The sequence below is a fragment of the Halobacillus litoralis genome (genome assembly GCF_020524085.2).
Lineage (GTDB): Bacteria > Bacillota > Bacilli > Bacillales > Halobacillaceae > Halobacillus > Halobacillus litoralis_E.
Map to the genome: position 1 here is coordinate 2,224,567 of NZ_CP129016.1, position 17,484 is coordinate 2,242,050.

Below are 17,484 nucleotides of genomic sequence, written 5' to 3' on the forward strand. Positions count from 1 at the left end.
ATTCGAACGTTATAATCTGATGAAAGACGTTTCTTAGGTTCTACATCGAAATGACAGTAGGTGTGGACGTACACAGGCGTTAACTGTTTTGAGTGGAGGCTCTCAAGCCTCAAATCAGGGTGGCAACGCGGGTAATCCCGTCCCTTTTTCGCGAGCGCGGAAAAGGGACGGGATTTTTTGTGGTAAAAAATGGTTTATTTCGTTAGGAGGAGTTAGAAATGAGTATGAATGCCCCTCGTGGTACGCAGGATATTCTGCCTGGTACATCTGAAAAATGGCAGTACGTGGAAGAACAATTAGCTGACCTATGCCGTCGCTATCATTATAAAGAAATCAGAACACCTATTTTTGAACATACCGAACTTTTCCAACGTGGTGTCGGGGACAGCACAGACATCGTCCAAAAAGAAATGTACACGTTTGAAGATCGAGGAGGAAGAAGCATTACCTTGAGACCTGAGGGAACAGCTTCTGTCGTTCGTTCCTACGTACAGAATAAAGTTTACGGTTTACCGAACCAGCCGACCAAATACTTCTACATGGGTCCTATGTTCCGCTACGAACGACCACAACAAGGAAGAATGAGGCAGTTTGTGCAGTTTGGTATCGAAGCCTTGGGCAGTGACGATCCGGCCATTGATGCAGAGGTGCTTTCCCTTGCTTTGAACTCATACAGAGAGCTAGGGCTGAAATCATTGAAACTAGTGGTCAACAGTCTCGGTGACAAAGAAAGCAGAGAGGCGCATCGAGCAGCTCTGGTCCGTCACTTTGATCCACACCGGGAGGAACTTTGCGCGGATTGTCAAGTGCGGCTTGATCAAAATCCACTTAGAGTTCTGGATTGTAAAAAGGACCGTGAACATCCGGCGATGAAAACAGCACCATCCATTCTTGAATACTTGAATGATTATTCCAAAGATTATTTTGAACAAGTCAAACAATATTTGGATGTAATGGACATCGATTATGTCGTCGATCCAAACCTCGTTCGCGGACTGGATTATTACAATCACACCGCTTTTGAAATTATGAGTGAAGCTGAAGGTTTTGGTGCTATTACTACACTGAGCGGTGGTGGTCGTTATACAGGTTTAGTTCAAGAAGTGGGCGGTCCTGAAACCTCTGGAATCGGTTTTGCCATGAGTATTGAACGCTTGTTGATGGCATTAGAAGCAGAAAACGTGGAACTCCCTACGGATGAAGGCTTAGATGTGTTCTTTGTTTCACTTGGCGATGAGGCGAATCGTACAGCTGTCAAGTTAACAGATGAATTACGTCGTGCTGGTGTACAAGTGGACAAGGATTACTTAGGGAAAAAAATGAAAGCCCAGTTTAAAGCAGCTGATCGTCTTGGCAGTAAATTTGTACTTGTCCTCGGAGATCAGGAACTTGAAAATGGGGTCATTAATGTAAAAAACATGACATCAGGAGAGCAGCAAGAGGTGGCTCTTGATGGCATCATCGACCATATGAAGAAAGAACTGACAGGAGGCAAATAAGATGGAAAGAACAAAATGTGGATCTATACGCAGAGAACATCTGGAACAAGAGGTCACACTTAATGGATGGGTACAAAAACGCCGTGATTTAGGTGGTTTAATTTTCATCGATTTAAGAGACCGTTCAGGCTTAGTACAGGTCGTTTTCAATCCTGAGACTTCAGGGGAAGCTTTAGAGAAGGCTGAGAATGTTCGCAGCGAATATGTCCTTGAAGTTAAAGGGACGGTTGTTGCACGAGACGCTCAAACCGTTAACAGCAATCTAGGCACGGGAGAGATTGAAGTCGCTGCAAAGGAATTGACGATCCTTAACAAAGCGAAGACGCCTCCGTTCATGATTGAAGATCAGTCAGAGGTATCTGAAGATCTTCGTCTTAAATACCGCTACTTGGACCTGAGAAGAAAGGAAATGCAGGAGACGTTTAAAATGCGTCATCAAACGACTCAGTCGATCCGTAATTTCTTGAACGAAGAAGAATTTCTGGATATGGAAACACCGATGTTGACGAAGAGTACACCAGAAGGAGCACGTGACTATCTTGTTCCGAGTCGGGTTCATGAAGGTGAATTCTATGCATTGCCTCAATCTCCTCAGCTTTTCAAGCAGCTGTTGATGATGTCTGGGTTCGAGAAGTATTATCAGATCGTCCGTTGTTTCCGTGATGAAGACTTGCGTGCTGACCGTCAGCCTGAATTCACACAAGTGGATATTGAGACTTCATTCATGACAACAGAAGATATCATGGCCCTGACTGAACGTATGATGAAGCGCGTCATGAAAGAAGTGAAAGGCCAGGAAATCGAAACCCCGTTCCTTCGTATGCCTTATGATGAGGCGATGGAACGGTACGGTTCTGACAAGCCCGATACTCGCTTCGGTCTTGAATTAGTGAATTTGTCTGACGATGTGAAGGATTCCGGTTTTAAAGTCTTTAGCGGAGCGGTGGCTTCCGGGGGCCAAGTAAGCGCCATTAATGTGGAAGGAAAAGCCGATGAGTTTTCCCGAAAAGATATTGATAAAATGACAGAGGATGTCAAAGTATATGGAGCCAAAGGATTGGCATGGTTGAAAGTGAAAGACGGGGAGTTCAATGGGCCGATTGCGAAATTCTTCTCTGAAGAAGAGACGGCATCGATCAAAGAAAAATTGGCTGCAAAAGATGGGGACCTTCTTCTCTTTGTAGCGGATCAGACTTCCGTTGTTCATGACAGTCTAGGAGCTTTACGTCAAAAGCTTGCCCGTCGATTAGACTTGATTGATGAGACCAAGTTCAATTTCCTTTGGGTGACGGACTGGCCGCTATTTGAGTATGATGAAGATGAAGGCCGATATCATGCGGCGCACCACCCGTTTACGATGCCAGCAGGCGGCCGTATGGATGAACTGAAGAAAAATCCAAAAGACGTCCGAGCAGAAGCCTATGACATCGTCCTAAATGGTTACGAACTTGGTGGAGGTTCCCTGCGTATTTTTGAAAAAGAAATGCAGCAGGAAATGTTCGAGGTGCTTGGTTTCAGTCAGGAAGAAGCGAACGAACAGTTTGGGTTCCTTCTTGAAGCATTAGAATACGGTACGCCGCCGCACGGGGGGATTGCCTTTGGACTGGACAGGCTCGTCATGCTACTAGCTGGCCGTACGAACTTGCGTGACACCATCTTGTTCCCGAAAACGGCGTCAGCCCAAGATCCAATGACAAACGCTCCGGGCCCTGTAAGTGAAGCACAGCTGGATGAACTTCACCTGCAGTTGAAGTTATCTAGTCAGTCTGACTCAGATGAATAAATGTGCTGGTTAATTGTTGATTCTGTTTAGGTTATATGCTAAGATTACATTACAAAATTAAAGAGACCAATCCTGATGTGTACGTTGTTCGAATGTACGTTTTGACCGAACATTTTTGAAACGGGAGCCTGGTGTTTCCATATGGAATGCATGCCTCTTAACCATCATTGATGGGAGGACGCAAGAAATGTGGAACAGGGCACCCACCTGCCTAGAGCGGGTTCAAAACTCATGATACGACGGCACAATTGGGATTGGTTTTTTTAATTGATCTGAAATGAAGAAGAGTGAATAATGGTTGAGCAAAAAAAGCGTTTCCCTGTCAGGGAAACGCTTTTATTAATGGTATTTCAAATGATAAAAAACACCTGTCTACCTATTTACTTATGAAAGAGACATACATCTCCAGCGTTTAGACGCTCAGTTTTTTACTGGTTAACGTGCAAGATTCTCTAGATTCCCGTTTTTCTCCATACGAAATTGAGGTTTATAAGCATGCTCAGAGTCATCAAACATGACCATTTTTCTAGCACGATCCATAATTTGAATCAAGGCCTGGTAATCTTCGGTCATAGCTTCAAGTTGGCCATTTAATTGCTGGTTTTGTTCTACTAACTCTTTATTTTGACGCTCTAGTTCTGAAAGGCGGTTTTGAAGAGAACCAGATTGTTTACTGTCTTGCGTAAGGTTTGTTAAAAATGCAATCACGTCTTCTAAATCAAATTCATGAGAAGACGTTTTCTCTTCATGATTTTCCGAGGTAGCGGGCTCAGGAAGTAGGTAGTCATCTTCCTCTATTTCTGCTTGATACAAAACAGGGGCCTGTGGTCTTTGATAGACGGGTTGCTGCTTCGCTTCTTTCCGCTTCTTCTCTTTTCGTTGCTTCTTCGCAAGCTCAACGGCCTGTTCATATTTTTGTCTGACTTCTGCATTCCATCTGAACCCACAGGCTGCGGAAGTTCGATTCAAAATATCGCCGACTTCATCAAAAGCTTTTAATTGTGTGCTTCCTTCGCGTATGTGTCTCAGGACGGTTTCTGCTAATAAAAGATCATCTTCATGAGACCAAGCATCTTGTCTTACTTTAGGCATATTCACCACTCCTAATTTTACCTTTTAAGATAATAGTTTGTCAGATTTAGTAGTAGTGTAGCCAAGAAGAAATGGAAATATACTCAGGTAGACTTTTGCTTTTTTATTTTACTATAAACTTGCTCAAGAGCTTGTTCGAATTTACCCGTCCGTTTTGGTTCATAGTACTGACGTGTTCTTATGGAATCTGGAAGATATTGCTGATTCACCCATGCATTCTCATAATTATGAGGATACTTGTAATCAATCCCTCTTCCTAGCTTTTCTGCTCCTTTATAATGAGAGTCTTTTAAATGTTGAGGAACCTCTCCGCTTTTTCCATTCCTAATATCAGCAAGCGCCGCATCAAGTGCTTTGTATGCACTGTTGGATTTCGGGGAGAGAGCAAGCTCAGTTACAGCTACCGCTAATGGGATGCGTGCTTCAGGAAACCCGATTCTCTCTGCTGCTTCCACGGCAGACAGGGCTCTAGGCCCTGCCTGGGGGTTGGCGAGACCAATATCTTCGTATGCAATGACTACTAATCTTCTAGCGATACTATCAAGGTCTCCAGCTTCGATTAATCGGCCTAAATAATGAAGGGAAGCATCGACATCACTGCCCCGAATCGATTTTTGAAAGGCTGAGAGGACATCATAGTGAGCATCTCCATCTTTATCGTGTGAGAAACTTTTCTTCTGCATACATTCTTCGGCAACCTCTAAGTTGATCTTTACAAACCCATTTTCATCAGCAGGTGTAGAAAAAGCGGCCAGTTCCAACCCATTCAGAGCGGCGCGCAGATCGCCATTGGAAGATTGAGCAAAGTGGTTAAGAGCTTCGTCCGTAATTTGGATGTTCATGTGACCAAGCCCCTTTTCACGATCCTCGAGCGCCCTGTAAATGGCTTGTTTGATATGATCACTATCTAATCGAAACAGTTCAAATAAATGACAACGGCTTCGAATCGCGGGATTAATGGAATGATAGGGATTGCTTGTTGTACAACCGATCATGGTCAAGCGATTGCTTTCCAGGTGAGGCAGAAGGAAATCCTGCTTTGCTTTATCCAGGCGGTGGACCTCATCAAGTATTAAGACGAGTTGCCCGTGCATCTTCGCTTCTTCAACAGCGATCTCCATATCTTTTTTCTTATCGGTTACCGCATTCAACGTTTTATGAGGGATATTTAAGCTTTTGGCAAGTGCGGTCGCCATCGAAGTTTTCCCTGTCCCAGGTGGCCCGAATAAAATCATTGATGCCAAGCGATCAGCCTTGATCATACGGTTGATGGTTTTTCCTTCGGCGACGAGGTGGGACTGTCCGATAATTTCATCTATATTAGCTGGTCGCAATCGAAAAGCAAGTGGTTGCTGACTCATAGAACATTCTCCTTTTGACAGTTATGATTGTAAGCGTAGAATGATTCTTAGGAAAATGCAAGGGACTTGCCATTCATGCTATAATAGCGTTTGGTATGATAGAGAGAGGAAGATGGCCATGACTTATTTACAAAGGAAAAAGCGCGAAAACTTCATTCGCTGGAGCTTTTTCTTTATTGGTTTAGTCATCCTGGGCCTTGGCATTTCGATGACAATGCAGGTGAAAGAGTTTGGAATTGGACCATGGGATGTCTTTCATTATGGTCTATTTCTTCAACTGGGTCTTACCGTAGGGACCTGGTCGATTATCGCAGGATTGCTGATCGTTCTGACTAGTTCGGTTTTACAAAAAAAGTGGCCGCAGGTAGGGACAATCTTGAATATGATCCTCATCGGTGTTTTTATTGATTTCTTTAATTGGCTATTGCCAGAACCTGAAACATTGATTATGCAATTGTTTATTTTTATATCTGGAACGTTTGTCATTGCTCTAGGAATTGGTGTGTATGTTGCACCTGAAATTGGAGCAGGACCCCCGAGATAGTCTTATGTTACTGATTACAAAGGCAACAGGATGGAAAGTGTCGAGTGTTAGAAATGGAATTGAAATCATCGTAGCCGTTTTAGGCTTTGCCCTTGGAGGGCCGGTTGGAGCAGGAACAGTATTTATTGCTCTGTTTCTAGGTACATTCGTTGAATATACCTTACCACAGGCGAAAACATGGCTACAGTTTTTAATAATGAAGGGTGACATGTATGAAGATATCTACCAAAGGCCGTTACGGGCTAACCATCATGATTGAATTGGCAAGGAAATATGGAGACGGTCCTATTTCTTTGAAACAGATTGCAAGAGACAATGACTTATCCGAACATTATCTGGAGCAGTTGATCGCTCCATTGCGAAACGCAAGTCTTGTGAAAAGTGTTCGTGGTGCCTATGGAGGATATATGCTCACGAAGGCTCCTCATGAGATTACAGCAGGAGATGTGATTCGTGTCCTGGAAGGACCGATCACCCCTGTCGAAGGTATTGAAAATGAAGAGCCTGCCAAGCAAGCCTTGTGGAAGAGGGTCAGAGATGCAGTGAAAGATGTACTTGATACTACGACTCTTGAAGACTTGAAAGATCATGTCGATGATCAGACTCAGGATGCTTATATGTTTTATATTTAATGGTCGGAGGTGAAAAGATGAAGTCAATTTATTTGGACCATGCGGCGACTTCACCAGTCCATCCCAAAGTGATCGAAGAAATGATGCCTGTTTACAAAGAAGTATTTGGTAATCCGTCTAGTGTTCATCAGTTTGGAAGGAAAGCCCGTCGGATTTTGGACGAAGGGCGTAGAAGAATTGCCCATGGCCTCGGTGCGAATGAGAAGGAAATTGTTTTTACAAGCGGAGGAACCGAAGCGGACAATTTAGCGATCATCGGGACGGCAAGAGCCAATCGATCCAAAGGCAAGCATATCATTACCACTTCGATTGAACATCATGCTACATTACATGCAGTCGAATACTTGGAGTCTCATGACTTTGAAGTGACCTATCTGCCTGTGGATGAGCATGGGATCGTAAAAGTGGATGATGTAAAAGATGCGCTTCGTGAAGATACCATTCTTGTCTCCATCATGATGGTCAATAATGAAACGGGAGCCATTCAGCCGGTTGATGAAATAGCCGCTGAGTTAAAGGAACACCAGGCTTATTTTCATTCTGATATCGTACAGGCATACGGTCTGATGGATATTGATGTTTCACAACTTGGCGTTGACTTGATGGCGGTGTCCGGTCATAAGATCAATGGCCCGAAAGGTATCGGATTTTTGTATATCCGTGAAGGCACAGTGATTGAATCGCTTCAATATGGTGGAGAACAAGAACGGAAAAGACGAGCAGGTACAGAAAACATCCCCGCCGTTCAAGGGTTGAAGACAGCTGTAGAGATTATGAAAGCTGAGCGTTCGACGTATAAAGAAAAATACCTTCATTATAAGCAGCTCTTTCTTCAAACACTGAAGGAAGAGAACATTTCATTCGAAGTGAACGGGTCTCATGAGAAAACAATAGAATCAATCGTAAACATCAGTTTTCCGGGAATGAATGTGGAAACACTGCTCACGAACTTTGATTTATCAGGGATCGCTGCCTCTAGTGGAAGTGCCTGTACAGCAGGGTCTGTAGAGCCTTCTCACGTTCTTTCAGCAATGTTTGGTTCCGACCATCCGAAAACGACAAATTCGATTCGGTTCAGTTTTGGACTAGCAAATAATGAAGATGATATAACAGAATCAGCAAGAAGAGTCAGTCAAATTATCAAACGTCTGGCTTGATAAAGGAAGGTGTAAGAAATGAAAGATCCTAAGGATACACGTGTAGTCGTTGGTATGAGTGGCGGGGTCGATTCTTCCGTTGCAGCTCTACTATTGAAAGAACAAGGCTATGACGTCGTCGGTATTTTCATGAAGAACTGGGATGATACGGATGAGAATGGTGTCTGTACAGCTACGGAAGATTATGAAGATGTCATCCGCGTCTGCAACCAGTTGGATATTCCGTATTTTGCAGTGAATTTCGAGAAACAGTATTGGGATAAAGTGTTCACGTATTTCCTTGATGAATATAAAAAAGGTCGAACACCGAATCCAGATGTCATGTGTAACAAAGAGATCAAATTCAAAGCGTTCATGGATCACGCGATGTCTCTTGGTGCAGATTATTTGGCGACAGGCCACTATGCGCAAGTCCGTGAAAACGACGGCACGTATGAAATGCTTCGTGGAGTCGATCACAATAAAGATCAAACGTACTTCTTGAACCAGCTATCACAGGAAGTGCTCTCTAAAGTAATGTTTCCACTAGGCCATCTTGAGAAAAAAGATGTGCGTGTGATTGCTGAAGAGCATGGTCTAGCCACAGCTAAAAAGAAGGATTCCACAGGGATTTGCTTTATCGGCGAGCGTAACTTCAAGGAGTTCCTAAGTGAATATTTACCGGCACAGCCAGGTAATATGGAAACTCTTGATGGTGAAGTGAAAGGGAAGCATGATGGTTTGATGTACTACACATTAGGTCAGCGTCAAGGGTTAGGCATTGGAGGAGCTGGAGATCCATGGTTCGTTGTAGGTAAGAATGTTGCAGATAATATTCTCTACGTTGGGCAAGGGTTCCATCATGATGCACTTTACTCTGACGGTCTCATCGCTTCTGAAGCGAGTTGGACAAAAGGAGATGTACCGACTGAATCATTCAAATGCACCGCTAAATTCCGTTACCGCCAAGAAGATAGTGGAGTGACGGTGTACCCTATGGAAGATGGAACGTGGAAAGTCATGTTTGACGAACCAGAACGTGCCATCACCCCAGGGCAGGCGGTCGTCTTCTACGATGGAGAAGTTTGCTTAGGTGGAGCGACAATCGATGTCGTGCTCAAACAAGATGAAGCGATCACTTATGTAGGATAGAATGAAAAAGTCATGTCCGTATCTTTTGGACATGACTTTTTTATGAGGATAAGGAAAAAGTGAGATAACACTGTTAGTAATGTGTTAGGTGGCATGAAAATGTCGATCAAGGAGAATATGGGAAGGAGAATTTTGAGAATGGATAAACTAAAGCAAGGAATTGAACAGATGCAAAACCATAATTATGAGGAGGCAGCGAAGCTGTTTACGGAGGCCATTGATGAGAATCCAAAAGAGCCTGTTGGGTATATCAACTTCGGTAATTTGCTGACACATATGAATGATCATGAAAGAGGAGAGCGCTTCTTTCTCCGTGCCATCGAATTGGATGAGACGGCCGCAACCGCCTACTATGGTCTAGGTAACGTGTACTATGAGCAGGAGAAGTACACAAAAGCGCAGGAACAGTTCATCCAGGCGATTCAGCATGGGCTGGATGAAGCGGATGTCCACTTCATGTTAGGAATGACATTCATCCATCAAGAATACGTAAAACTTGCTCTGCCTTATCTTCTTAGAGCCTCAGAACTCGCCCCGGAAGACGTTGATGTCCAATTCCAATACGGCTTGTGCCTGGCTCAAAATGGACAGATTGATCAGGCTGAACAAGTGATGAACCATGTGCTACAATTAGAAGAACAACACAGTGATGCGCATTATAACCTTGGTGTCGTTGCTCTTCATAAGGAGAATGCCAAGAAAGCTTTGGAGCATTTTTCTAAAGCTTTGGAAATTAATCCTGAGCATATGCTGGCAGCACATGCTAAGGGGCAAGTTGAACAAGCGTTAAACGAGTAGAGGAGTTCGATGGTCATGACTCAACAATCGCTCTTTCAAGATTCGAATGAAGAACGTCCGTACGTCAAAGGGGAATTGAGTCGGATGATTTTTCATAATGAATCCGAGCACTTTTCGATCGCTTCCATTAATGTTAAGGAAACAAATGAAGTTTTCGAGGAAAAGTCCCTTGTGATCAAAGGGCATTTTTCTCCTTTGGAAGAAGGCGAAACGTATATGTTTTATGGAGAATTCAAAAACCATAAGAAATTCGGGCTGCAATATGAGGTCGACATGTACAATCGTGTCCTGCCTGAAACGAAAGATGGAATCGTCCTTTACTTGTCCAGCGACCTTTTTCACGGCATCGGAAAAAAAACGGCCGAACGAATCGTAGATGAGTTAGGAGAACAAGCGATATCGAGGATACTGGAAAACCGTGATGTGCTGGACACTGTTCCAAAGCTCCCTAAAGAAAAAGCGGATCAACTATATGAAGCCTTAAAAGAGCATCAAGGGTTCGAGCACGTCATGATTCATTTGTCCCAATATGGATTTGGTTTGAAGCTTGCTCAGAAAATTTATGAAGCCTTTAAGGATCAAACGATGGCCATCATTGAAGAGGACCCTTATCAGCTCGTCTTCCATGTGGATGGTTTTGGTTTTCATCGAGCGGATGAAATGGCGAAGATGCAGAACCTTTCCCATGATCATCCCACAAGGATTCGGGCGGCGTGTTTGTATATGATGCAAAAAAGTATGAGTGCGGGTCATGTTTATTTACCTACAGAAGAGTGTCTCGTCCAGGTTGAACAGCTTTTGAATCAGGGTTCCGATCCGGCCATTACTTTTGAACAGCTATCTGAGCAAATGATCCACCTTGGTGAGGAACGTTTTGTGTATATTGAAGAGGAACGTATCTACCTTCCGACACTATATTTTGCCGAAAATGGCTTTTGTGGTCATGTGGATCGTATTCAAGAAAAAGAGGTTGATGCAGCCCATACACAGGCAGATTTGATGAAAATCATCGGGGATCTGGAAGAAGAGGAAGCGATGAGCTATGGGGAAGATCAGTTCACTGCCATCGAAAAAGCTCTTCATTCCAAATTGATGATTTTAACAGGTGGACCGGGAACGGGGAAAACTACAGTTATTAAAGGAATCATCCATACGTATGCAGAATTGAACGATCTTTCTATTGATCCCGGAGATTATGATAGTGACAAGCCATTTCCATTCGTTCTTGCAGCACCTACAGGGAGAGCGGCAAAAAGGATGACAGAATCGACGGGGCTTCCGGCAAGCACTATCCACCGTTTGCTTGGGTGGGATGGGCATGACTCCTTTGAACGCAATCAGAACAACCCACTGGAAGGGAGTGTATTGATCATCGATGAGTTTTCGATGGTCGATATTTGGCTTGCTAACCAGTTGTTCCGTGCCATTCCTGATGATATGCAGGTCTTGCTAGTGGGAGACGAAGACCAACTGCCTTCGGTAGGGCCTGGCCAGGTGCTTGCTGACCTCCTGGCTTCTCACACGCTTCCTTCTGTGAAGTTAACAGAAGTCTATCGTCAAAAGGAAGGTTCGAAAATCATCCAGCTTGCTCATGAAATAAAAAAGGATGCTTGTACTTCTGCCTCTCTTGAAAAGGATCATGATTTCAACTTTATCCCAGCAAGAGAACACCAGTTAAGTGATCTCGTGACAAACATTGTTCAAAAAGCGTTGGACAAGGGGAATGACTTGAAAGATATTCAAGTACTTGCGCCGATGTACCGTACAGACGTGGGGATTCATAAGTTAAATGAAAGCATCCAGCAGACGGTCAATCCGAAAAGTAAACAAAAACGCGACTTGAGGCACTTCGATGTGACCTATCGAAAAGGGGATAAGGTCATCCAATTGGTAAATCAGCCGGAAGATGGTGTTTACAATGGAGATATCGGTGAGATTGTAGCGATTTTCCGAGCGGAAGAAAACGTCGATGGCGTTGAGCAGGTAGTCGTCGATTTTGAAGGAAAAGAAGTAGTTTATCCAAAAAAAGACTTGAACAGTATTATGCACGCCTATTGTACATCCATCCATAAATCACAAGGTAGTGAGTTTTCCATCGTTATTCTGCCAATCGTAAGAAGTTACCGTAGAATGTTGAGAAAGAATCTAATTTATACGGCTATTACAAGATCCAAACAGTCTCTCATCATTTGCGGCGACCCTGCCGCTTTTCTTGACGGTGTGGGAACGACCGATACAAATACGAGATATACCAGGTTGAAAGAGAAACTCCAGGAAGAATCAGCGCCTGAAGTGGACACAGAAGAAGAGGAAGAGCAGTTGTCACCATATGATTTTATGTAGGAGGGAACGTTTTGGCTCATTCTATTGGGTTGTCTGGAAGTACCATCTTGTCCCATCGTGACCGGTTTCCAGAGCTGTTTGATAAAGGATTGCCTCATGTGGAAATAGGAGAGTTTGGGGACAGAGATTCCTACCTCTCCTTTTTGAGTTTAGCCAGAGAGAACAAAGTTAGTTTTGGTATTCATGTTCCTCACTTCAGAGAAAACAGCAAGTATGACCTTTTAGAAGAAGTGAAAATGGAACCGTCCCATGCGAGGAAATTGTTTGTAAAGGAAGTGCAGGAAGCGGCTCGATCAGGGGCTTCCTATGTCCTTGTTCATTTTCCTTACTTCAAAGCTGAGGCGGAGTTTACGCACGAAAAGATAGAGGAAGGATTGCAGTTTTTACATCACTTACAGGAATTGTATGGAATTCCGATTGTGTGTGAACCAAAACTCGGCCAAAATAAATCACCTGCAGGCATTCAGTACTTGTATGATTTTCCTATGAAACTCTGGGAAAAATACGGGCTGAGTATTTGTATCGATATCGGAGATTATAGGATTGCAGTGGGAGACAAGTGGAGAGAGTATATCGAACCGCTTCTTCCATTTACAAAAGTCGTACATATGCATAACGTCCGTTTCACTGATGAAGGGTATATTTGGAGACCCATTCACCCGAATTTTGAAAAACAAGGCACGGCCTTTGATATGGCGCCTTGTATAGAGCTTCTGGCTAAGGGCAGGGACAAATATTTCATACTCGAGCACACCCCGCACACAAATCCTTCTGAAGAAGATGTCGATGAAGGGATCGAATGGGTTACCCAACAACTCAAGTAATGTATGAATCTCATTATCGTGGACATACTATTTGGTAAAAAAAAGGAGTATGTCCGATGAGATGTCCGAACTGCAATAATAAGAACCTTGGGAAAATCGGTAACGAACAATACTATTGTTGGAATTGTTGCCTGGAACTAACGATTGAAGATGGGAAAATGAATATCAACCAAATTGAGGAAGATGGCAGTTTAAGTTCTTTGAATGATATTTTTTATCAGCAAGGATCTTGATGATTCATGAGTGATCGCTCCTCTAAATGGTTGCGGAGATTCACCATCTTTTTTATTATCTTACTTTCTCTCTTATTGCTAGCCTGGTTGTTTCCATATTATGACGGTGTCCTCATCGTCATGGGTAAAGTACTCTTGCCATTTTTGCTCGCTCTCGTTTTGTCTCTTTTGCTGCATCCACTCGTCCACGCGATTGAGGATCTTGGCCTATCCCGTACGGTCAGCATACTTGTGATTTTTGTGCTGTTCTTTTCGTTGACGGCCTTTGGACTGTATAAAGGGATTCCACGTTTGCTTGATCAATTGAAACTTCTGAATGAGCATTTGCCTTATTTGGTTGAGTCCTATCAAAATTGGACAAAGCAGCTTTATGCCCAAACAGAAAAGTTACCGGATGGTCTGCATCATGAAGTGGATGCCCGTTTTGCAAGCTTTGAAGAATGGGTGAGCGGAAGAGTGCTAGCCCTACTAGCTGGTCTTAGCGGGATTTTTAACATGATTGTTCTTCTGGCTGTTGTGCCTGTGATGACCTTTTATTTTCTGAAGGACTATAAGAGCATAGGAAAAACTCTAGTTTTTTTACTTCCTTCTAAATGGCACGAGGAGTCCAAGCGATTGGTTAGAGAGTTGAATCATTCTCTAGGAGGCTATATTCGAGGGCAGCTATTGATCAGTTTATTTGTTGGTGTATTAGCTACCGCGGGTTTTTGGTTGATTGATCTACCTTACCCCTTGGTTTTAGGTTTAATTGCCGGCCTGACCAATATCATTCCCTATTTTGGTCCTCTTCTTGGAGCGGGGCCTGCCGTTATTGTTGCTCTTACTGTCAGTGTGAATACACTCCTTCTTACATTAGCTGTCGTTCTGATCATTCAATTGGTTGAAGGAAATCTCCTTTCTCCGTATATCATGGGTAAGAGTATCCATATCCACCCCTTGTTCATCATCCTGGCCTTACTAGTGGGCGGAGAGGTGGCCGGGATCCCCGGACTGATTTTGGCGGTTCCTGTATTGACTTGTTTGAAAGTAGTGGCGTCTGAAATCCGTACAGGAAGGTTAAATATTGACAGATGAACAACAGTTATCTATAATTACGCTTAGCAAAGACTCTAAGGACGATAGAATACGATGAAGGAAAAAAGTAGGCAATTTGTTCATGAGCAGAGAGGTGCGTTCCAGGCTGAAAAACGCACTGCATGGAGGTTGTTGAAAGCTATTCCGGAGTGCGGTTAATTCCCGCCGGGTTCATGCCCCGTTACAGGCATTCAAGCTGATAGACGTGAATTGTCTATAACCAGGGTGGTACCGCGGAAACAAAACCCCGTCCCTGCCGATACTAAAGGCAGGGACGGGGTTTTTTTGTTCCTTCGTCGTCCGGAACGGTCTCTATATTAACGATGAAACTGAGGAGGTTATTGAAAATGAAATCATTAACATCAGCAGAAGTCCGTCAATTGTTTCTTGACTTCTTTAAAGAGAAGGGACACAGCGTAGAACCAAGTGCGTCACTCGTCCCCCACGAAGACCCTACACTTCTATGGATTAATAGTGGTGTAGCAACATTGAAAAAATACTTCGATGGTCGAGTCATTCCTGAAAACCCGCGTATCGTAAATGCACAAAAATCGATCCGTACGAATGATATTGAAAATGTAGGCTTCACGGCCAGACACCACACCTTCTTTGAGATGCTCGGTAATTTTTCAATTGGAGATTATTTTAAGGAAGAAGCCATGGAATGGGCCTGGGAATTCCTTACGAGTGAACAATGGATTGGGTTTGATCCAGAAAGGCTATCTGTAACCGTACACCCGGAAGATGATGAAGCTTACCAAATTTGGAAAGACAAGATCGGACTAGATGAAGAGCGCATCATCCGCATTGAAGAAAATTTCTGGGATATCGGAGAAGGACCTAGTGGCCCTAACACAGAGATCTTTTATGACCGTGGAGAAAAATACGGAAATGATGCAAATGATCCAGAACTTTACCCTGGTGGAGAAAATGAACGCTATTTGGAAATTTGGAATCTGGTTTTCTCTCAGTTCAACCACAACCCTGATGATACTTATACACCACTTCCTAAGAAAAACATTGATACAGGAATGGGTCTTGAGCGTATTGTTTGTGTTATTCAAGAAACGGAAACGAATTTTGAAACAGATTTATTCCTTCCGATTATTGAAGCGACGGAAAAAATGGCTGACAAAAACTATGGAGACAGCTTCGATACAGATGCTTCCTTCAAAGTGATTGCAGACCATATGAGAACCGTGACATTCGCTGTCAGTGATGGAGCTCTGCCTTCGAATGAAGGGCGCGGATACGTGTTGCGTCGTCTGCTGCGTAGAGCTGTACGGTTTGCAAAGCAGATCGGGATCGACAAACCGTTCATGTATAAACTAGTTCCTGAAGTCTCTAAAATCATGGTCGACTTTTACCCTGAAGTGAAGGAAAAAGAAACCTTTATTCAAAACGTCATTCAAACAGAAGAAGCGCGTTTCCATGAAACATTGAATGATGGGTTGCAAATTCTTTCCACCATCATCAAACAAGAGACAGAAAAAGGAAGCAACGTGTTCCCTGGAACGGAGGTCTTCCGTTTATATGATACGTATGGCTTCCCGAAAGAGCTGACAGAAGAGTATGTAGCAGAAGCTGGCTTCACGATTGATGAAGAAGGTTTCCAAAGCGAAATGCAAAAGCAGCGGGAGCGCGCACGGAGTGCTCGTCAAAAGACCGATTCCATGCAAGTACAGGATGGAGTTCTTGGTGACGTTCACGTCGAAAGTGAATTCATCGGATATGACACCCTTCAAGTCGAAACGGAAATTGTAGAATTGATTAAAGGCAAAGAGTTCAGTGGATATGCAGAAGAGGGCGACACCATTTACCTTTTCCTATCCAAAACTCCTTTCTACGCGGAGAGTGGTGGCCAGATCGCCGATCGCGGTTTCCTGAGAACTGAATCTGCAGTAGTCGAAGTTACCAATGTCCAAAAAGCGCCGAATGGTCAGCATATGCATGAAGCGGTCGTTAAACAAGGTTCTGTAGAAAAAGGAGCCACAGTCAAAGCAGAAGTGGATCAAAGTGGACGTTCCTTTATTGTAAAAAACCATACCGCAACACACCTTCTGCATCAAGCATTGAAAGATGTACTCGGCGAGCATGTCAATCAAGCTGGTTCCCTTGTAGCTCCAGATCGCCTGCGTTTTGACTTTTCACATTTTGGTTCTGTAACGAACGAAGAAATGGAGAAAATTGAGGCCATCGTCAATGAAAAAGTATGGCAGTCTATTCCGGTCTCCATTGAGCTCAATTCCATTGAAGAAGCTAAAGCTAAAGGCGCGATGGCCTTGTTCGGTGAGAAATACGGCGACACGGTTAGAGTCGTTCAGGTTGGCGATTACAGCCTTGAGCTTTGCGGCGGTTGTCATGTCATGAACACAGCGGAAATTGGCTTGTTCAAGATTATTTCAGAATCCGGAATTGGTGCTGGCACCAGAAGAATTGAAGCTGTCACAGCTAAGGATGCCTATTTGTATATGAATGGCAAAGAAGCATTGCTGAAAAAAGCCGGACAGCAGTTGAAAACGAAGCCTGAGCAGGTGCCGGAACGAATTGAAGCTCTTCACAAAGAAATGAAAGATCTTCAAAAAGAAAATGAATCGCTAAGTGCCAAATTATCAAACATGGAGGCCTCCAATATTCTGGATGAAGTGGAGGAAGTCAATGGTGTGAAGGTTCTTGCTAAGCAAGTAGATGTGAAAGATATGAATGCTCTCAGAACCATGGTTGATGATCTGAAACAGAAACTGGACTCTGGAATGATCCTTTTAGCTGCTCCGAATGGAGATAAAGTTCAATTGATTGCAGGAGTATCGAAGGACTTAGTAGAAAAAGGATATCATGCAGGTCAATTGATTAAAGAAGCAGCTACCCGATGTGGTGGCGGCGGTGGAGGCCGTCCAGACATGGCCCAAGCAGGTGGTAAAGACGCTTCTAAAATTCCAGAAGCACTACAATATGCCAAGGAATATGCAAGTCAAAACGCCTAGTTTTTCCTATCGAAGAATTAGGTATATAA

13 protein-coding genes, 1 other RNA gene, 1 pseudogene and 2 other annotated features (1 of these 17 only partly in view) are annotated in these 17,484 nt (G+C 43.6%); of the genes and pseudogenes, 13 read left to right on the forward strand and 2 right to left on the reverse strand.

Annotated features, from left to right (window positions below):
* Nucleotides 1-148 (forward strand) — a binding site (T-box leader); it begins 69 nt to the left of the window's first position.
* Nucleotides 149-218: 70 nt separating this feature from the next.
* The 3 genes from hisS (at nucleotide 219) to ssrS (ending at nucleotide 3,541) form a co-directional block, all read left to right on the forward strand.
* Nucleotides 219-1,499 (forward strand): histidine--tRNA ligase, encoded by a 1,281-nt coding sequence (gene hisS / locus LC065_RS11175; RefSeq protein WP_226591153.1) that lies wholly within the window; start codon nucleotides 219-221, stop codon nucleotides 1,497-1,499.
* Nucleotide 1,500: 1 nt separating this feature from the next.
* Nucleotides 1,501-3,282: an aspartate--tRNA ligase gene (gene aspS / locus LC065_RS11180; RefSeq protein ID WP_226591150.1), complete on the forward strand. Its 1,782-nt coding sequence runs from the start codon at nucleotides 1,501-1,503 to the stop codon at nucleotides 3,280-3,282.
* Between the two features lie 66 nt (nucleotides 3,283-3,348).
* A non-coding RNA gene (ssrS, locus tag LC065_RS11185) (6S RNA) lies at nucleotides 3,349-3,541 on the forward strand.
* Between the two features lie 176 nt (nucleotides 3,542-3,717).
* Here the strand turns inward: ssrS and LC065_RS11190 are convergent.
* Entirely contained in the window at nucleotides 3,718-4,374 is a 657-nt protein-coding gene (locus LC065_RS11190) for an RsfA family transcriptional regulator (RefSeq protein WP_226591147.1), read from the reverse strand.
* Nucleotides 4,375-4,457: 83 nt separating this feature from the next.
* Nucleotides 4,458-5,735, reverse strand: coding sequence for a replication-associated recombination protein A (locus LC065_RS11195; RefSeq protein ID WP_226591145.1), 1,278 nt, complete (start codon nucleotides 5,733-5,735; stop codon nucleotides 4,458-4,460).
* Between the two features lie 118 nt (nucleotides 5,736-5,853).
* Here LC065_RS11195 and LC065_RS11200 point away from each other — a divergent pair.
* The 10 genes and pseudogenes from LC065_RS11200 to alaS all read left to right on the forward strand — a co-directional run bounded on the left by LC065_RS11200 (nucleotide 5,854) and on the right by alaS (nucleotide 17,455).
* Nucleotides 5,854-6,538, forward strand: a pseudogene (locus LC065_RS11200) (YczE/YyaS/YitT family protein).
* The gene (cymR, locus tag LC065_RS11205) at nucleotides 6,492-6,911 is read left to right on the forward strand and encodes a cysteine metabolism transcriptional regulator CymR (RefSeq protein ID WP_146812759.1); all 420 of its coding nucleotides are present in this window, start codon (nucleotides 6,492-6,494) and stop codon (nucleotides 6,909-6,911) included. The pseudogene LC065_RS11200 and the gene cymR overlap by 47 nt, the downstream one beginning before the upstream one ends.
* A 17-nt stretch (nucleotides 6,912-6,928) precedes the next feature.
* Nucleotides 6,929-8,068 carry a cysteine desulfurase family protein gene (locus tag LC065_RS11210; protein WP_226591140.1) on the forward strand — a complete coding sequence of 380 codons (1,140 nt, stop codon included), beginning with the start codon at nucleotides 6,929-6,931 and terminating at the stop codon, nucleotides 8,066-8,068.
* Nucleotides 8,069-8,086: 18 nt separating this feature from the next.
* Entirely contained in the window at nucleotides 8,087-9,199 is a 1,113-nt protein-coding gene (gene mnmA, locus LC065_RS11215) for a tRNA 2-thiouridine(34) synthase MnmA (RefSeq protein ID WP_226591137.1), read from the forward strand.
* 138 nt (nucleotides 9,200-9,337) lie between these two features.
* Nucleotides 9,338-9,997 (forward strand): tetratricopeptide repeat protein, encoded by a 660-nt coding sequence (locus LC065_RS11220; protein WP_226591135.1) that lies wholly within the window; start codon nucleotides 9,338-9,340, stop codon nucleotides 9,995-9,997.
* Nucleotides 9,998-10,012: 15 nt separating this feature from the next.
* Nucleotides 10,013-12,340 (forward strand): SF1B family DNA helicase RecD2, encoded by a 2,328-nt coding sequence (gene recD2 / locus LC065_RS11225; RefSeq protein ID WP_226591132.1) that lies wholly within the window; start codon nucleotides 10,013-10,015, stop codon nucleotides 12,338-12,340.
* An 11-nt stretch (nucleotides 12,341-12,351) separates the two neighbouring features.
* A complete protein-coding gene (locus tag LC065_RS11230; RefSeq protein ID WP_226591129.1) occupies nucleotides 12,352-13,164 on the forward strand; it encodes an apurinic/apyrimidinic endonuclease family protein in 813 nt (270 codons plus the stop codon).
* A 56-nt stretch (nucleotides 13,165-13,220) separates the two neighbouring features.
* Nucleotides 13,221-13,397: a hypothetical protein gene (locus tag LC065_RS11235; RefSeq protein WP_089652618.1), complete on the forward strand. Its 177-nt coding sequence runs from the start codon at nucleotides 13,221-13,223 to the stop codon at nucleotides 13,395-13,397.
* A gap of 6 nt (nucleotides 13,398-13,403) precedes the next feature.
* Nucleotides 13,404-14,471: an AI-2E family transporter gene (locus tag LC065_RS11240; RefSeq protein WP_226591126.1), complete on the forward strand. Its 1,068-nt coding sequence runs from the start codon at nucleotides 13,404-13,406 to the stop codon at nucleotides 14,469-14,471.
* A gap of 45 nt (nucleotides 14,472-14,516) precedes the next feature.
* Nucleotides 14,517-14,729: a binding site (T-box leader), on the forward strand.
* 89 nt (nucleotides 14,730-14,818) lie between these two features.
* Nucleotides 14,819-17,455: an alanine--tRNA ligase gene (gene alaS, locus LC065_RS11245; protein ID WP_226591124.1), complete on the forward strand. Its 2,637-nt coding sequence runs from the start codon at nucleotides 14,819-14,821 to the stop codon at nucleotides 17,453-17,455.
* Nucleotides 17,456-17,484 lie beyond the last annotated feature (29 nt).